The organism is Candidatus Thermoplasmatota archaeon (assembly GCA_038884455.1).
GTDB lineage: Archaea > Thermoplasmatota > E2 > DHVEG-1 > DHVEG-1 > JAWABU01.
Map to the genome: position 1 here is coordinate 38,601 of JAWABU010000006.1, position 17,214 is coordinate 55,814.

At 38.7% G+C, this 17,214-nt stretch carries 15 protein-coding genes and 2 tRNA genes; 11 read left to right on the forward strand and 6 right to left on the reverse strand.

What is annotated here, in order from left to right; genetic code table 11:
* The first annotated feature begins 14 nt into the window (after positions 1–14).
* From QXL17_01970 to QXL17_01995, 6 genes are all read left to right on the forward strand, one after another.
* Positions 15–1,472, forward strand: coding sequence for a hypothetical protein (locus tag QXL17_01970; protein MEM4257904.1), 1,458 nt, complete (start codon positions 15–17; stop codon positions 1,470–1,472).
* Positions 1,473–1,526: 54 nt separating this feature from the next.
* Positions 1,527–1,979 carry a carboxypeptidase-like regulatory domain-containing protein gene (locus QXL17_01975; GenBank protein MEM4257905.1) on the forward strand — a complete coding sequence of 151 codons (453 nt, stop codon included), beginning with the start codon at positions 1,527–1,529 and terminating at the stop codon, positions 1,977–1,979.
* Between the two features lie 15 nt (positions 1,980–1,994).
* Positions 1,995–2,510: a C-GCAxxG-C-C family protein gene (locus QXL17_01980; protein MEM4257906.1), complete on the forward strand. Its 516-nt coding sequence runs from the start codon at positions 1,995–1,997 to the stop codon at positions 2,508–2,510.
* 54 nt (positions 2,511–2,564) lie between these two features.
* Entirely contained in the window at positions 2,565–4,730 is a 2,166-nt protein-coding gene (locus QXL17_01985) for a C25 family cysteine peptidase (GenBank protein MEM4257907.1), read from the forward strand.
* A gap of 129 nt (positions 4,731–4,859) precedes the next feature.
* Positions 4,860–5,840, forward strand: coding sequence for a lysylphosphatidylglycerol synthase transmembrane domain-containing protein (locus tag QXL17_01990; GenBank protein MEM4257908.1), 981 nt, complete (start codon positions 4,860–4,862; stop codon positions 5,838–5,840).
* Between the two features lie 139 nt (positions 5,841–5,979).
* On the forward strand, positions 5,980–8,415 hold the full coding sequence (locus tag QXL17_01995) for a C25 family cysteine peptidase (protein MEM4257909.1): 2,436 nt from the start codon (positions 5,980–5,982) through the stop codon (positions 8,413–8,415).
* 24 nt (positions 8,416–8,439) lie between these two features.
* Here QXL17_01995 and nucS read toward each other — a convergent pair whose 3' ends face one another.
* Positions 8,440–9,201, reverse strand: a complete 762-nt coding sequence (gene nucS / locus QXL17_02000; protein ID MEM4257910.1) for an endonuclease NucS — start codon at positions 9,199–9,201, stop codon at positions 8,440–8,442.
* A 134-nt stretch (positions 9,202–9,335) separates the two neighbouring features.
* On the opposite strand from nucS, the gene QXL17_02005 reads away from it, so the two are divergent.
* Complete coding sequence (locus QXL17_02005) at positions 9,336–9,848, forward strand: M48 family metallopeptidase (GenBank protein MEM4257911.1); 513 nt, start codon at positions 9,336–9,338, stop codon at positions 9,846–9,848.
* Positions 9,849–9,850: 2 nt separating this feature from the next.
* Here the strand turns inward: QXL17_02005 and QXL17_02010 are convergent, their stop codons facing one another.
* A complete protein-coding gene (locus tag QXL17_02010; GenBank protein ID MEM4257912.1) occupies positions 9,851–11,425 on the reverse strand; it encodes a hypothetical protein in 1,575 nt (524 codons plus the stop codon).
* A gap of 117 nt (positions 11,426–11,542) precedes the next feature.
* Between QXL17_02010 and QXL17_02015 the strand changes: the two genes are divergently transcribed.
* Both QXL17_02015 and QXL17_02020 read left to right on the forward strand, forming a co-directional pair.
* Complete coding sequence (locus QXL17_02015) at positions 11,543–11,722, forward strand: hypothetical protein (GenBank protein MEM4257913.1); 180 nt, start codon at positions 11,543–11,545, stop codon at positions 11,720–11,722.
* Positions 11,723–11,740: 18 nt separating this feature from the next.
* Positions 11,741–11,944 (forward strand): hypothetical protein, encoded by a 204-nt coding sequence (locus QXL17_02020; GenBank protein MEM4257914.1) that lies wholly within the window; start codon positions 11,741–11,743, stop codon positions 11,942–11,944.
* A gap of 18 nt (positions 11,945–11,962) precedes the next feature.
* Here QXL17_02020 and QXL17_02025 read toward each other — a convergent pair whose 3' ends face one another.
* The 4 genes from QXL17_02025 to QXL17_02040 all read right to left on the reverse strand — a co-directional run bounded on the left by QXL17_02025 (position 11,963) and on the right by QXL17_02040 (position 15,142).
* Positions 11,963–13,069 carry a pyridoxal phosphate-dependent aminotransferase gene (locus QXL17_02025; protein MEM4257915.1) on the reverse strand — a complete coding sequence of 369 codons (1,107 nt, stop codon included), beginning with the start codon at positions 13,067–13,069 and terminating at the stop codon, positions 11,963–11,965.
* A gap of 169 nt (positions 13,070–13,238) precedes the next feature.
* A tRNA-Gln gene (locus QXL17_02030) sits at positions 13,239–13,309 on the reverse strand.
* Between the two features lie 49 nt (positions 13,310–13,358).
* Positions 13,359–15,038, reverse strand: a complete 1,680-nt coding sequence (locus QXL17_02035; GenBank protein ID MEM4257916.1) for a glutamine--tRNA ligase/YqeY domain fusion protein — start codon at positions 15,036–15,038, stop codon at positions 13,359–13,361.
* A gap of 32 nt (positions 15,039–15,070) precedes the next feature.
* A tRNA-Gln gene (locus QXL17_02040) sits at positions 15,071–15,142 on the reverse strand.
* Between the two features lie 147 nt (positions 15,143–15,289).
* Here QXL17_02040 and QXL17_02045 point away from each other — a divergent pair.
* Both QXL17_02045 and radC read left to right on the forward strand, forming a co-directional pair.
* Positions 15,290–15,907: a hydroxyacylglutathione hydrolase family protein gene (locus QXL17_02045; protein MEM4257917.1), complete on the forward strand. Its 618-nt coding sequence runs from the start codon at positions 15,290–15,292 to the stop codon at positions 15,905–15,907.
* Between the two features lie 309 nt (positions 15,908–16,216).
* Positions 16,217–16,891 carry a DNA repair protein RadC gene (gene radC / locus QXL17_02050; GenBank protein MEM4257918.1) on the forward strand — a complete coding sequence of 225 codons (675 nt, stop codon included), beginning with the start codon at positions 16,217–16,219 and terminating at the stop codon, positions 16,889–16,891.
* The last annotated feature ends 323 nt before the right edge of the window (positions 16,892–17,214 follow it).

Here is a 17,214-nt window from a genome sequence, read left to right on the forward strand (position 1 = left end):
GTATGGGGAAAAATATGAAGGACAAACAAATCATCTCTTTTGTAGGAGTTGTTGTCATTACTTGGTGTTTTCTTTTTTCATTACCAAGTAATGCTGAAAAGATATTCATAAACCAATCAGTAAAACAAAATAGTACACCACCACCATCATCGCAGCTTACAGATAGTCTTCCATATACTGGCCGCGTTCGAATTTACATTGTTGAGCCAGTATCTCGGTGGAAGATGGCAAATCAAGAATACTATCATTTTGGTTTCTTAGGATTTGCATATAATAATCAGATTTCAATCAACTATGGTGAAACGTTTGATCAGACAATTACCTGGGATGGTGACTCTCTTGTAAACGAGAATAACATCATGGTTATCGCTGCGGTCTTCAACCCAGAACGATACCCTGGATATGCACGACCGCCATCACAGAATCCTTTTGATGCATACTATGTCGATGCAACTGCTGGTGCTCGGCCAGGTCAAACAGGGTATAACCGAATTCAAGAAAATTTCACCCATACGGTGCTCGTTGAAGAGAGTACAGCAACCTGGTGTGGCTACTGTCCCTCAATGGCAGACGTATTGTATAGTATTTATCAATCGGGTGAGTATCCATACTATTTTGTTGCGCTTGTAGACGATAAAAACACACAGGCAGCTCAGCGAAACGATGAGTTCAACTTGTATGGTTTCCCAACAGCGTTTTTCGATGGCGGATATAAAGTGCTTGTCGGCGGTCAATCAAGTGATACAACCGCTCGAAATTACATTAAAAACTCAGGGAAACGAAACGTTCATGAACTCAATCTGAGTGTTTCAGTAGCATGGCTTGGCAATGGTGATTTATCGATTCATTTCACAATTACGAACAATGAGATGATTAATCCTCCTGAGACACCAAGCGCTCCAACCGGTCCCACACAAGGATATTCCAATATTGAGTATACTTATACTGCAGTGACCACTGATCCGAACAATGACAAGATCTTGTATAAGTTTGACTGGGGTGATGGAACGTCGTCTGATTGGATCGGACCAAAAACATCAGGAGAACCTATAACTGCAAAACACACATGGACTGCTGATGGGGCGTATCAAGTAAAAGTGAAAGCAAAAGATGTCGGTGGCGGCGGCTATGAAACAAGTTGGTCAGCACCTCTCTCTGTTCAGATACAGCCCGCTCAGTTTAATATTGTGGTTGCCGGTGGTAAATCGATAGTTACCGCAACGATTACTAATGCCGGTGCGAGTACCTTGCCATCAGTTGAGTGGCGTATTTCGGTAAAAGGCGGGATTTTCGGTCGAATCGACATTGTATCCACAGGAACCCTCATAAATCTTGCACCGAACACACCGACCGAGGTTTCGACAGATAAAACCTTGTTTGGCGTTGGGAAACTTGCTATCACCGTGACTGCTGATACAACCGTGAAAGAATTCAATGGTTTTATTTTTGGACCGTTTATCATCATTCGATAAAAATGAGCTAACACTCTCTTCGCTATGATCAAAGAAAAAAGAGAGGATAGAGACATGAATAAAATATTATTGCTTGGAAGTATAGCTCTTGTGGGAATATCAGCGTTTTCGTTACTCGTCGGTGCGCATACCATGTGGCAGAAAACAAGTGATCTTCTTGGTGGCTATGAAACGATTACGTTTACCATCTATGAAGGCGAAGGTTGTGGATGTGTTCCGATTTATAATGCTACCGTTTCAGCGGTTGGCAGAACAACCTCTCATAGCACGGCAGGCAGTACGGATGATGATGGTCAATGTATCCTTGCATTAGAATACGACGAAACGTATCGAATTCATATTAATGCTGACGGTTTTCATACCGTGCTGTTTGATGTTAATATTGTAGATGATCAGATGTTTTCATTTCATCTTGAAAAAACCGATGATGCTATATCACTCCGATCCATACTTCTGCAGCATCTCGTCCAGAGGATACCATTGATGAAAAGATTTATTCCTCAATGAGAGTTACCTGATCCGATGACATCAGAACAAGAAGTTTTAGATGCGGCTTACGAACGTGCGTATTGTTATGAGGCAACGCGTGGGAGCTGCCCTCAATGTGTGCTTGCCGCACTTCAAGAAACATTGAATATCGGTGATGAGTATCTCTTTCAAGCGGCTGATGTACTTGCTGGTGGCACCTCCCTAACATCTAAAGGAACCTGCGGTGCTCTCGCAGGGGGTATGCTTGCGCTTGGTTCATTAGCAGGACGCGAATATACTATTTTTCAATCAGGGGGCAAGAAACGAAGAGTTTTTCTCTTTTCAAAAATACTCTACGATCGTTTTATTGAAGAGTATGGCTCACCGTTATGTTGTGATGTTCAGAAGAAATTATTTGGACGGAGTTTCAACCTCAATGATAAAGATGAATATGCAGCCTTTGAAAAAGCAGGGGCTCATGTCGACAAATGCCCAAGTGTTGCCGCAAATGTCGCACGATGGACCGCTGAGATTATTCTCCAGCATAATCTCCTAAAAACCAAAGAATAACAGATAATTATTTAAAGTTGCATAGGTATAGTTTTAGATATGGGGGATATCTGTATGAATAATACCTCTTGGTTTCGTGTCTGTTATAGTTTAGCAATACTTCTTGGAGTAAGTATGTTTATTCAAGGGGAAGTTTCAGCGACGTTGAGAACACAATTAACCAGTGATAGCATCACGCTTCAGTATTCATTCGTCACGCCAACAATTTCTCAGATATACCTCGGAGAAAAATGCTATGATGTGATCCATATCGAATCCCTCGGATGCTTTGGTCATCCTGGTGAGCCGTATCTTCCTGTTCGTGGAGCATACATCCTTCTCCCGTGTAACACCCAGGTAGTAGATATTATAGTTTCAGGTGAAAAAACAAGTTTGGGAAAAGGATTTACTGTGGTCCCAACACCAAAACCTGTACCACTGATTGATGCTCCTGTCATGCCAGTTCCTGTTGAAGGAACGTATTCGAGTACTGAAGAAGTTCCTGGTGAACTCTTTTCAACTGTTGGTGTGTATTCTTTCCGAGGTTACCAAATATTAGTGCTTCGCTTGTATCCAGTTCAGTATATCCCTGCATCCGGTGAAATCTTGTTTTATTCTTCTTTGGAAGTTACCGTGCAACTTACACCGATACGTCAGCAGAAAAGTTTGTACCGGGGATTGTCTGATGATCGAAGAATATTGCAAGAAAAGATTGACAACCCTTGGGTTATCAGCACGTATGCGGTTCAACATAATCTTGGATTTGATCAGTATGATTTGCTAATTTTAACAACGGATGAATTTAAAGATGATTTTCTGCCGTTAAAAAACAAACATGACGCTGATGGTATATCAACAGTTATCAAAACACTGACTGATGTTGGGAGTACCGATCCTGAAGATATTCGTCACTACATTCGAGATGCGTATCTCTCATGGGGTGTTGAGTATGTTTTACTTGGAGGTGATGAAGAGGTGATTCCTGCACGTCAGCTCTGGGTGTTTGGTCTTGATGAAGATACCACACCCTATAGTACTGAGATGCCATCTGACTTATACTATGCCTGTCTTGATGGTCCGTATAATTTTGATAGTGATGACAAATGGGGTGAAACAACCGATGGTGAAAACGGTGGAGATGTTGATCTTGTTGCTGATGTGTATGTTGGGCGTGCATGTGTTGGGACTATTGACGAGGTTGACTATTTTGTCCAGAAAACCGTCTCCTACATGCAATCAACAGGGGCCTATCTTGGTGTATTTACGTTTGCTGGTGAGTATCTTGGTGATTATGGTGTTGCAAGTTGGGGTGGGAATTATCTTGATCAATTGATCAACGGATCATCAGCAGATGGATATACAACAGTTGGAATACCTGCTGAGAATTATACCATTGACAAACTCTACGATCGTGACTGGCCTGGTCATGACTGGCCAAAAAGTGAAATAATGAACCGGATCGATAACGGGATTCATGTGATCAATCATATTGGCCATTCGTACTATGAATACAATATGAAAATGAATACCAATGATGTATATTCGTTGACAAATCAGCAGTTTTGTTTTATCTATTCCCAAGGATGTATGGCAGGAGGTTTTGACAATCCTGAGGGAAATGATTGTATTGCTGAGGTTTTAACTGCGAAAACAGCACATGGTGCCTTTGCTGCAATCATGAATGCACGGTACGGTTTCTTCTGGTCGTTTAGTACTGATGGGGATTCCCAGCGGTACCATCGTGAGTTTTGGGATGCTGTTTTTAATGAAGGAAAAACAAATCTTGGACAGGTAAATCATGATTCAAAAGAAGACAATTTATATATGATTGATCGGTCCTGCATGCGGTGGGTGTACTATGAAACAAACTTATTTGGTGATCCAGCTGTTTCACTGAAGGTAACGAGTAATCCACCTCAACCAAAACCAATTCTTGAAATACGAAATATCACTGGTGGTTTTGGTATCACTGCAGTTGTCATGAATACCGGTGATGCACAAGCAACCGATATTAACTGGGCAATTCGTGTGTCTGGAGGTATCCTGAATCGTATTCACAAACAAACAAACGGTATGATCGCTCAACTACCAGAAAATACATCTCAGGTGATTTCACATCCCTGGTTCTTTGGATTAGGAACTATTGAAATTACCCTGGTTGCAATCTGTCCTCAAACATCAATTCCTGAACAAACCCTCCAAGGAAAACAACTTTTTGTTTATACAAAAATTGTGCCGTAGTCATGTGAATCACATCGGGACATATCTATTCGAATGAACTAGCGTTCAATGTATGGCTAGAATCGAATGATACTTTTTTAGCGGTTAAATAAACCATAAAAAGACGGAAATAATTGTATATTTTACGAAATGGTTAAACAAAGAAAGCGTTATCTTAAAAAAGGTTTGCCACTCATCGGTATTATTCTGTTGCTGTATTTGGTTAGTCAATTAGACATTCACCGTGTGATAAATGAGTTGACATCAATTAATCTGGTTATTTTGTTTTTTTCGGTGTTTTTAACTATCCCTCTGCTCTGTATTAGAACTTCTGCCTGGCGTTTGATCCAAGATGCACAGAACATCCAACTTTCTTTTGTATCATCAATGAAAATTTTACTGATTGGTTTTTTTTACGGCATTATCACACCAGGATATCTTGGGCAGGTTATGCGGATACCATACATGCGAGAGCAGACCCAACAACCCTATGGAAAGTTATTTGTCAATGTTGTTCTCGAAGTCATTGTTCATAATATATCTTTGTACCTTATGATGATTGTAGGTGCCTTGCTTGTCGTCAGTATGCTTCCAAATCTCCTCTATATTACTCTATTGTGGCTGATGATCGTAAGTGTTTCGATCGTTGTCTTCATTCGAAAAGAACGAGGTGATCGATTCTTTTCTTGGTTGATTCATCATAGTCTACCTAAAAAATACCAACAAAAGTTTGTTCATTTTACCCAATCATTTTATCTCGATTTTCCTAACATACGAAAACTTTTATTGCCTGGTTTCCTAGGTGTGTTTACCTGGATTATTGTTTTTACCCAAGAGTATCTTGTCGCTGTTGCTGTTGGAGCAGAAATACCTTACCTGTATTTTCTCTTGCTATATCCTATTGCAAATACTGCTGGCTTTATTCCAATAACGTTTGCAGGATTGGGTACCCGTGAGTTCACCGCGGTGTTTCTTTTTTCCACACTTTTTACGATTTCTGCTGAAAAAATATTTGTGTTTACCATTCTAGGTTTTGTAATCACAGAAATTTTACTTGGATTCGCTGGTTTTCTAGTATCGTTCATGGATCCTCGTATAACAACGCATGCATCAGGCTCATTAAAAGAATAAAGAATCTGCAGAGTGTACAATCAGAAAAAACCGGTTTTTTTAAATACTATTTAAGTTTTTCCAAAAAAAATTTATATACTTCGAAATATAAATAAATATATACTCAAAGGTTTTTATACAAAATCTTAGGGGGAAAAATATGAAAAAGATACTACCATTGATCTTAGTAGGAATGTTAGTTTTCGCAGGACTAGGTGTTCGTGCGAATATTGATGAAACAAGCAAAAATTTATGTGTGACTATGGTCACATCACAACCGAATGTTGTTGATAAGGGTGAATATATCGTACTCGAACTACCAGAAACAACATCATATGTGTTAGATGCAGGCAAACCTATGATGCCAAAACAGGTTCATGTGTTCGATATCCCCTTTGGATCAACTAATATTCAAGTAAGCTGCGTCCCAACAGATATTTCAGAAATGTATGTCACAAAAGAAATCATCCCATCACCACAACCACTTCCGTTACTTCCTGATGTTGAGGTAGGAAATGAGGATATCAAAGATATGCAAGTTTATACTAGTTCTGAGTTATATCCATCATGTTGGTATGACTATCAAACAACCGCAGGTCTCGATGGTTCAGGAAATCATGTTATTCATGTTGCAATTCATACCTATCCAGTTCGATATGCACCACTGCTTGGAAAAATAGTAACTTCAAAAACAATGACTATCTCGGTTTCGTATACACCACCAAACACACCAATTCTATTTGGTGATACCTATGATTTAGTGATTATTGCACCCAGTCGTTTCTCACGTGCCTTGCAGCCATTGGTGAAACATAAAAACGATATGGGTATGAGGACTATATTCAAAACAACTGAATGGATTTACACGAAATATCAAGGTTTTGACAAACCTGAGAAAATTAAACATTTCATTAAAGATGCCCTTGGCCCAGAAGGATTAAACTGGGGTATACGGTATGTTCTGCTCGTCGGCGGATTGAAAAATCATCTATTTACCAATGACCGAGAGAACAATAGTACCGGAACAAAAGCATGGCACGTCCCAGTTCGTTATACGAATTTATACGAATCATATAACTCCCATCAGCCACCGAGCAGTTCAAATGTCTATGATCCAGGGTATGTCAGCGATCTCTACTATGCTGATGTTTACAATGCGAACGGAAGTTTTTCAACATGGGATACCAACAAGGACAGAACCTATGCTGTATGGGGAAAAAGCGGTTTTGCAAGAGATACACTTGACCTTGATCCCGATGTTGCAGTTGGTCGACTTGCCTGTCGAAACACACTTGAGGTAAAACAAGTTGTTAAAAAAATTATAACGTATGAAAAGAAAACTGCGGGTCAGGAGTGGTTCAAAAAAATGGTTGTTATTGCTGGCGATGGCTTCCAAGATCAAGCAGATTTTGGGATAAGCTGGGATGTAAATTCTCTTCCTACGGGACGATACACGATTTATGCACAGAGTAAAAATATTGATGATGTTGCTGGCCCGGTAGATATCATTAACGTTACTGTCGATAAATCAGTTGCATCAAAAGTAACATTTAATGAAGATGATCATCTGAAAATTGATAAATATCCTGCGCTTCCCATCGCAGAAATCACTTCTCCATCTGAAGGAGATATTCTTGGAAATACTAATGTTGACAAAATACCAGAAAAGGCATACATCGGTTCTCGATGGGCAAAAATAAGATACATAAATGGTGTTATGGAGATAAAAGGTAAATCCTATGATCCGCGACCTGATGGGGTTGTTACTACACTTCATGTTGTTATCAAGGCAAGTAATGGTTCTGTTGTGTTTGAAGCAGAAAAAAGTTTTGAAATGTATTTCGAAGATGAACATGAAACAAAACTTGCCATGAGTTATATGCCTAATGATTTTACAAAAGAAGTGTTATGGTCATCGAATGGTAAATTTACCAGTCAGGATGATGTTATTTCTGCACTAAGCGCAGGATCAGGATTTGTATATTTCTCAGGACATGGCAGTCCCCGAGTCTGGGCAAATCATTACCCTGGTATTCCTGGTGGTCGGGCAAATTCAAGTATTGTCGGTCTGAGTAGTTTTGATATCAAAAAAGCACCCTACTTCCCAATGAGTAAATTAACCAATGGCAACAAACTCCCAGTTTTACTTGTTGGTGGTTGTCATAACAGCCAGTTTAACATTTCATTGATTAAAACACTGAATCTCACAGACAAATTTGGCCCTTTTGCTGCAAGTGACATTGCTGGATATTGGACACATGGAGTTCCAACCTATGAAGCATGGAGCTGGGCACCAGTACAATCATCAAAAGGAGGTGCGATTGCAACAATTGGCTGTACCGGTCTTGGATATGGATATCTTGGAGTTGGATGCACTCAGGGTCTAGGTGGTTGGATTAACCCGCAATTTTTCAAGATCACCGGACAAAAAATCGATGCTAGTCAACCGTTGATCCTTGGTGACATCTACCGGCAGACGCTCTCAAATTACATTACAACCTTCCCAGTTAAAAGAGAGTTAGAAGATTGCAAAACCGTCCAAGAGTGGATTTTACTTGGTGATCCAAGTCTTATGATTGGTGGCTACACCACATAAAAAGCTCCATCTCTCTTCTTTCTTTTAAAAATCTTGTAAGGTTTTTTGTAGATCATCAGGTAGTACAACGGTTCGTTCAACTTCGCGCCATTCAAGGTTATACTCTACGAGTAATTTTCGTACCATATCAGGTATTTTTGGTGCACAGAGGATGCCTCGAACTTTTGCTTCTTTATTATCTCTCTTGATATCACAGACATACATCCGAAGCTGATGAACTGATGATATAGTTGCAATACTGCGTTTTACTTCGATAATGACCGGGGTGTGATTTTTATCATATCCAAAAAGGTCGATAGCTCCAGATTTCACATATTTTTCTCTCTGGGAGATGCGTAATCCCTCTTCGATAATGTTGGGATTGAGAACAATTTGCTTGACAACATCATCTTCCATTCCCGCAATGACGAATTCTGCTTGGTCACGAAGGGTTGTTACAACAACAACTTTTACCATCCGAAAGATAATCTTCATTTTTTCAGGAGGTGGAGTATGACGAGAGCGAAGAATCAACCAAGAATTGTCGATGCTGAATGCCGTTGTTGAACCAGCGGGCTGCCAGTTGACTGGCTCTCGCATCATTGGACGATGAACAATAACATTTCCATCTTGTTTGATAAGAACGATTCGTTCACCCCAATCAAGTAATGATCGAGCCCGCCCGTTATATTCAATAAGACAGTCGCCAATAAGTACAAGATTGGTTTTATCAGTTTTTGCAACATGATGATGCCGTATGAAATGGTATGCATCTTCGATGGTTGGATTGATGACAACGTGAGTCAAAACTCATCTCCCCGTTTCGCTGTACGTTTTATTAAAAAGGGGTATTTCTTGAAGGTTATATAGATGTTTTTTTAATCGGTTTATATATAACATTATGTTTTTCAAATAAAAAGAAATTATGGTGTCGATACAACATGGATACAAATATCAAGGTTATTCGGAGCAATCGCCGGAAAAAAACCATTCAAGCAAAAATGGTCAACGATGTTTTCTATGTGTACGTACCTGCAGGTTTAACACAGCATCAGGAGGATAAATGGGTTCAAATTATGAAGGAACGTTATGAGAAGAAACATCGTTCCAAGATTCTGAATAGTGATGATGCGTTGCAACAGCGTGCTCAGGAGATTAACAAACGTTTTTTTCAAGGAAAACTAGTTTTTGACATCAGCTACGTTCCTAATCAGACAGCAAAGTTTGGTTGTTGTGATACGAGAAATAGAAAAATCCGGATCTCGGATCGTGTTGCAACCATGCCCGCGTGGGTCCAAGATTATATTTTAATCCATGAACTTGCACATCTTATGTATCCAAATCATTCAAAACAGTTTTGGGAAAAAGTACATACCTATCGTTTTGCAGAACGAGCAAAAGGTTATCTCATTGCGGTTGGTATGTCACGTCATGAAGAAACAAATGATCGGTGAGGCTACCAGGTTCCCTGTTGGAATGCAGTGAGATCCATCCGATCTGAACTCCAGTCGTTGAAATCGTTTTTCCCGCGAGAACCATCAGAATAATCAACCATTCTATACATGTATCCGTAGTTCATGCAGCTTTTATACGGACGCCATTTCCACCAGCCAAGCTGCCAGGGATACTTACTGTTTTCATCATGCCCCCCAAGTGGTTCCAGGCCAAGCGTATGTCCGGTTTCATGCATGTAGGCGCTTGCATAAACAATATCACGACGTAAGAGCGGTAACGCTGCTTTTTCCTCAAGAAACTTTGCAGAGATTTGAAAACGATTCGAACCAAACGCATTCCCACCAGCAATTGTACAATTGTAGACGAGAATGCCATAATGGAAGACACCGCTCCGCCAGTTATTCTGATCAAAATGAAGGAAATATTGTTGGTATAACTCATTTAATTGTTGGTACGATGTCTCTGTTTGATAAGGAAGATTGTCTGACCCAGTTCCAACCCATCTTCCATCATCGAGATGAAAAATGATATTTCGCCGATTAAATGCGGTGTAGATCAACTCTTTTGCTGCTTCAGGAAAGACAAGTGGTACGCCATCAGGCCCTAACATCTGATCCAGTTCAACAAAAAGATCTTTTCGGAAAGGATCAGACCCCCATTGACTGGTTAGGTATTCTTCATAGTTTGATAATCCATCTTGGTCAGGATCAAGATTGCGATGAGCATCATACTGTGAATCATTGAATGCCCATGCATGAGAAAAATTATTACTATGCCACTGTCGAATAAAATAATGACCCCATTTATATTCCCATTCAAGAGGACAACCATCGCCATCGGCATCGATACCTCGATTGTCAACCGTTGGGTCCGTCAAGGTAACCATGGTTTCAGCCCAATACGGGATCCCGTCGCCATCGTAGTCGTTTTGGTTTATATCAAACCATAGTTCACAGTCAAGATCCTGTTGATAAAAACTCCGATCATCGCAGCCATTCAATCGTCCATAGCCGCTTTCATCAGGAAGCATCCACCAATTTATATGAACAGGGTTGTTGTTGTCATCTCCATACCAATGACCTGTTTTGATACTATAGGTGAGATTGACCCCCCGAGAATCAAGTAGCTCATTAGTGTTTAAACCACTGAGGTCACACTGTTTGTCAAACAATAGTTGTCGATCCCAGAGTTCAATACGGACATTCACCCATTCTGTATCATCAGGGACATCAAGTGTTGCTGACCAATCTGGTGTATAAATGTATCGAGTATTCCGCCAAACAGGGCTTGTAAACTCTTGATTGTTGATGTAGACTTTAACATACAAATCAGGTTTACTGAGCAAGTCAATTCGTTTGATTGAATGGACTTGCTGATCATATTTTTCAAGAGATCGAATTGTTTTAATAGTCACGGTTACCTCGATATTTATCAGCGGATCAAAATCATCGTGATACGAAATCGCTGTTGTTTGAATATGATTTTGAATTTGAGACGCACTGGCCCCCATAACAACTAAAAGACAAATTCCACAAAGTATCATTGTTTGAATTGTGCCGTTTATCTGCCGCTTCATAAAAATCCCCCAGATATAAGCTGATATGATAGATATCATACTTTATAAAATTTTGCATCATCTAGAAAAATAAACATAAAAAGGGGTGATGGCATATCAGATTTTTGAGTAGTATCTATGAATGATGAAGATTGCAAAAGATTTCTTGAAGATTTCAAAAAGGCAGATGTTGCACGAAAGGTTGATATGTGGTTTTATGCTGTTGAACAAGCAGCAATCTGGGAGGAACTTCTAGGTGAGATGTCTGCAATTGCTCAAGCAGCACAACCGAAAAAAAGTCTCGCCGAAGATGAATAACAACGAGAGGATATCTCTATGAACGATGAGGATAAAAAAGAATTCATCGAAGAATTCAAAAAGGGTGATGGTGCAAAGCGGCTTGACCTTTGGGATTATGCCCTTTCACAGCAGGTTCTCTGGGAAAAAATTATTGCAGAGATGCAGACGATTGCCCGGGAACAGGGCGTTGATGAAGAAATTGAAAAAATGATTGAAGAAGCAACCAAAGAAGAAGCATAAACTCTGGAATAATTTGTTTTATTTTTGATGAGCTGCTCGTTCTAGCATCTGTAACGCTTTGATAAGTTCTGAAGATTCTGGATTAATTTTTCCAAGACCTAGTCGGATCATTGGTGTTGCATACAATGTATAGTCTTTTTTAAAAAGAAAAAATGAACCTGGTACCACTGCAAGGCGCATTCGTGGAATTGCATATGTTTGTACCCACGTATACGTATCAGGTATCGATGTTTTTATCCAATAGGTTAGACCATACCTGTTTGGATAAAACAACATATTTTGATCGATGAGCCATTCCTCTACCACTCTTTTTAAAGAAAAATATTTTTTCATCAGATTTTCTAATTTTTGATGATATTTGGTAAAAAGCTCTGCAGTCAGATACTCCACAAGGTTTGAACTGTTTCCAACAGAAAACAACGCATCTTGATACAATTCATCTACAAGAGTATGATGGGCAAGCACGATGCCAAGCTTCAAACCACCAAGTCCATACGCCTTGGTAAAACTTGTCGTCACTATCGCATGCTCCTTATCATGTAGAAAAATCGTAGGAAATGTTTCACGATTAAACTCTGCATAGATCTCATCACAGAGAACATAAAAATTGTATGAACCTGCGAGGGTCATAATTTTTCTGATTTCATTTTTTGAAAAAACTGCAGCACTTGGTGCATGGGGATTGGTCAAGACCAGTAACCCTGTCTTTTTTGATATCTTTTTTTCCAACTCATCAAGATCAAGACGATAATTTTCATCAGGTACACGTCGAATTTGATGAACTGTTGGATAGTATTCTTGGAGAAGTCGTAACAGTGGCTCATACATCGGATATTCGATAATCGCTTCATTTTTTTTTGGGTATTTCTCAGCAAGATATCGGATGATACGTGTATTTTGACCTGAAGTTCCGTCACTACTTAAAAAAATATTTCTTGGATTTGTATGATATCGTTTTGATAAAATTTTAAGAGTTTCAGGATTTCCATGATGATAATTGACCCCCAAATCAAAAGAAAGATGTTGTAGGTTGATTGGGCATGTAGTGATACCACTTGATCGAAGATCATAAACAAGGTTTTTTTGGTTGGTGTACCACGAGAGATATAAACTATGCTGTTTCATACAGTTAACTCTTTTAATTCTATGTTTGGTTCGAAACACTAATCTCGTTTTTTTGTTTTGTTCACCAAAAATCCTGTGAACAGCTTTTTCCGGAGCAGCCTATTTTGATACGTTCTATTTTTATGAGAAAAGATACCAGCATATTATAATTTTTTCTCTACAAAGGAAACAGCCCCGGGCGGATTTGAACCGCCGACGTTGGCTCCAAAGGCCAAAATGTTGCCGCTACACCACGGGGCTACTTCTTTAGTAATATCTACTGTTTGAGGGGGGAAATGTTAGTTGTATTTTATTTAGTTTTGTCTTCTATCTGCTTCCAAGTTCCACGGAGCTCGACACTTCTATTGATAATAAGATGATCCCTTGTGGTGTCAGGATCGATACAGAAGTACCCAAGACGTTCAAACTGAAATCGATCGAAGGGTTTTAACTTTTTTACAATCGGTTCAACTTTACAGTTCTTACGTATCTCACAAGAGTTTGGATTAAGGAATTTTTTAAAATCTTCCCCCTGTTGATCTAACGGATCTGAAACAGTAAATAATCGATTAAAAAGTCGTATCGTTGCATCGACAGCGTGACGTGCACACACCCAGTGTATGGTGGATTTTACTTTACGGCCATCTGGAGCATATCCACCTTTTGTTGCGGGATCGTACGTACAATGTATCTCTGTGATTTTTCCGTTTTTTTTCACAACATCAACGCATTTGATGAAATATGCGTAGCGAAGACGTACTTCTCTTCCGGGTGCAAGTCGGTAGAATTTATTCGTCGGTTCTTCCATGAAATCATCTTGCTCAATAAATAATGTATTTGAGAATGGTATTTTTCTTGTCCCCATATTTGGATCTTCTGGGTTATTAACCGCCTCAAGTTCTTCAATTGTATCTTTAGGGTAATTGTCAATGATCACTTTGAGTGGTTTTAGAATGCCTAGATAACGAGGAGCGGTTTTATTAAGGTCCTCCCGAATGCAATGTTCAAGGAACTCAAAATCAACGGTACTGTTGACTTTTGCAACACCGATTCGTTTACAGAACAATCTGATTCCTGATGGAGAATATCCTCTCCGCCGCATCCCACTAATCGTGGGTAATCTTGGGTCATCCCAACCGTCAACATAGTTTCCCTCGACAAGTTGCAACAGCAATCGTTTACTCATCACGGTATACGTCAGGTTCAACCGTGCGAATTCAATTTGCTGTGGATGATAAATACCAAGCTGATCAAGAAACCAGTCGTAGAGAGGACGATGATTTTCGAATTCTAAAGTACATATTGAATGTGTAATTTTTTCTATTGAATCTTCAAGACCATGAGCCCAGTCATACATCGGATAGATACACCATTTATCCTTTGTTCGATGATGACGAGCATGTAGTATCCGATACATCACGGGATCTCGCATATTGAGATTTGGATGTGCCATATCGATTTTTGCTCTGAGAACCTTTTCTCCGTCTTTAAATTCACCGTTTTTCATTCGTCTGAAGAGATCCAGGTTCTCTTCAACAGTACGATCACGATACGGACTGTTTTTTCCTGGTTTTGTTAGCGTCCCACGATACTCTGCGATTTGCTCTGCAGTAAGATCATCAACGTATGCTTTACCTTTTTTTATCAGATCAACTGCATAGTCATACATTTGGTCGAAATAATCAGATGCAAAAAAGAGCCGATCACCCCAGTCAAAGCCAAGCCATTTCACATTGTCAATAATTGATTGTACGTATTCTTTTTCCTCTTTTGCAGGATTTGTATCATCAAACCGTAGATTACACAATCCGTGATATTCTTCAGCAATACCAAAATTAAGACATATCGATTTTGCATGACCAATGTGAAGGTAACCATTTGGTTCAGGAGGAAATCTAGTATGCACTCGGCCGTTGTATTTCTTTGTTTTCAAATCATGATCAATGATTTCTCGAATAAAATCTTTGGTTTGTGAGGTTGCTTCATCCATAAATATTTCCTCCTCATTTTTTTAATTTTAGACAGCCCCGGCCAGATTCGAACTGGCGTCAAGAGATCCAGAGTCTCTGGTGCTAACCGCTACACTACGGGGCTACTTTTTTCTAGATTGATTTAAACAGAGGATAAAATGTTTGCTATATAATCTTTGATGTTTCAGTAACCTCTGATGACAAAACCTCATTAGTTATGAGGATGATATCTATTTATAAAATACCATCATATATGTTTTTCTGGACATCTATGGGGTTAGAACAGATTCGAGTTGGAGTAGATAATTTTTGTTACGTTGTCTATGATGAGCAAGAACACATCGCAGCAGTTATCGATCCTAGTTTTGATTTGACGCCAACCCTACTGTTCCTAGAATCATTTAATCTTGACGTAAGATATATTATCGCAACACATTATCATCATGACCACACCTCAGAGATCGAGACATTAAAGAAGCACTTTCCAAAAGCAGCACTTATTGCATCTGTTGACGATGGAAAACTTTTACCAGGTTCTGTTGATATTTTCGTTGGGGATGACGAACACTTAAAAGTTGGTACAATTGAACTACAATTCTTTATTACCCCAGGTCACACACAAGGAAGTATATGTATTCTAGTCGATCAGAAATTTCTATTAACTGGGGATACATTGTTCATCGGGAATTGCGGCCGAACCGATCTTCCTGGCGGAAGTTTGAAACAAATGTTTGATTCGTTACAACGGATAAAAAAACTTTCTGATACTATTATTGTATATCCAGGTCATGACTATGGAGACAAACCGTTTGATACTCTCAAGAATCAGAAAAAAACGAATGTAACACTTCGTGCAAAAAATATCGTTGAATTTTCTAAAATACCTTAAAAAATAGGCTTGTGAGACGGTTTGAAATAATGAATTTGGTATCTTTCAGAATACAAAAACGTGACCTTTTTTGAAAAGATGATACAAACACAACTTTTTTGTATCTTGAGTCATCTAGGTAAAACTAGCGGTTGATATAACTGAGAAAGGTATATTGCACTAAGATCAAAAGTTAAATCTCATGCAAAATTTCAGATTTCTACATAGATCGTTCTGTAGTTTGTTGTTCTGGTTGCATATGCTTTCTGTTGTATTGATATATTAAATTAATGAATAAATTATATAAACAAATGTTTATAATATTATTTTATGAGACTCAAAGAGATACCATGGTACAATCAACCCGGTGTTCGGCTGAGAAAAAAAGGCGCCTCAGTTCTCTCAGATGCTGAACTCCTTGCAATTGTACTTGGCAGGGGTGATTACACAGAAAATGCGGTTGATTTGTCAAACAGAGTGCTTGCACGATATAATTTTAATAAACTTGCACAGCTTTCTTTCGCTGAACTTGAAAAAGAATTTCGTAATCCTGTTAAAGCATTGAAAATGCAGGCAATGTTTGAAATTTTTCGACGAACTAATCGTCTGAATCATCATGGATATGCCACTAAGATACAGAATGCAGAAGACGTGCATCGATTTTTTATGGATAACCTCAGCGATAAGAAAAAAGAGTTTTTCTATGCTCTTCTTTTAGATGCGAAGAATCGAATTATTGAAGAAGTGTTGGTTTCAATAGGTATCTTAAATGCAAGTTTAATTCATCCTCGAGAGGTTTTTAATCCCGCCATCAAAGCAAGCGCTCATGCAATCATCTTAGTTCATAATCATCCAAGTGGTGAATGTGAACCTTCCAGTGCAGATATTGAAATAACTAACATGCTTTCTGAATCTGGCAAGTTGATTGGTATCAATGTTCTTGATCATGTTATTATTGGAAAAGAAAAATATATAAGTATGCGAGAGAAAGGTTTGATAAAATAAATCAATGTGACCTCTCCGACATACTGAAATTATGCAACAAAAATAGTGACATCACGGGAGAATCGTGGCAAGTTGTTTCATTCAATACACAACATAATTTCATTTTATTTGACATATAAAAAATTTATTTATTGTGAATAAATATAGATAAAATTAGTTATATAAATTATTCATTCCATTTTTATATAAAAAATAAAAATTTATATTATTGAAAATTTTTATATATATCAAGCTATATACTCAGTCGCCTTAACATTTTATGGAGGAAAGAGACTATGCAAATACCGAAAAAAATTACAAAAAGATCGATAAGTAGTATATTT

Excerpts from the sequence above, each read along its gene's own strand:
- QXL17_01970 (MEM4257904.1), top strand. The coding sequence starts at position 15 with ATGAAGGACAAACAAATCATCTCTTTTGTAGGAGTTGTTGTCATTACT.
- QXL17_01975 (MEM4257905.1), top strand. The coding sequence starts at position 1,527 with ATGAATAAAATATTATTGCTTGGAAGTATAGCTCTTGTGGGAATATCA.
- QXL17_01980 (MEM4257906.1), top strand. The coding sequence starts at position 1,995 with ATGACATCAGAACAAGAAGTTTTAGATGCGGCTTACGAACGTGCGTAT.
- QXL17_01985 (MEM4257907.1), top strand. The coding sequence starts at position 2,565 with ATGAATAATACCTCTTGGTTTCGTGTCTGTTATAGTTTAGCAATACTT.
- QXL17_01990 (MEM4257908.1), top strand. The coding sequence starts at position 4,860 with ATGGTTAAACAAAGAAAGCGTTATCTTAAAAAAGGTTTGCCACTCATC.
- QXL17_01995 (MEM4257909.1), top strand. The coding sequence starts at position 5,980 with ATGAAAAAGATACTACCATTGATCTTAGTAGGAATGTTAGTTTTCGCA.
- QXL17_02005 (MEM4257911.1), top strand. The coding sequence starts at position 9,336 with ATGGATACAAATATCAAGGTTATTCGGAGCAATCGCCGGAAAAAAACC.
- QXL17_02010 (MEM4257912.1), bottom strand. The coding sequence starts at position 11,425 with ATGAAGCGGCAGATAAACGGCACAATTCAAACAATGATACTTTGTGGA.
- QXL17_02015 (MEM4257913.1), top strand. The coding sequence starts at position 11,543 with ATGAATGATGAAGATTGCAAAAGATTTCTTGAAGATTTCAAAAAGGCA.
- QXL17_02020 (MEM4257914.1), top strand. The coding sequence starts at position 11,741 with ATGAACGATGAGGATAAAAAAGAATTCATCGAAGAATTCAAAAAGGGT.
- QXL17_02025 (MEM4257915.1), bottom strand. The coding sequence starts at position 13,069 with ATGAAACAGCATAGTTTATATCTCTCGTGGTACACCAACCAAAAAAAC.
- QXL17_02035 (MEM4257916.1), bottom strand. The coding sequence starts at position 15,038 with ATGGATGAAGCAACCTCACAAACCAAAGATTTTATTCGAGAAATCATT.
- QXL17_02045 (MEM4257917.1), top strand. The coding sequence starts at position 15,290 with ATGGGGTTAGAACAGATTCGAGTTGGAGTAGATAATTTTTGTTACGTT.
- radC (MEM4257918.1), top strand. The coding sequence starts at position 16,217 with ATGAGACTCAAAGAGATACCATGGTACAATCAACCCGGTGTTCGGCTG.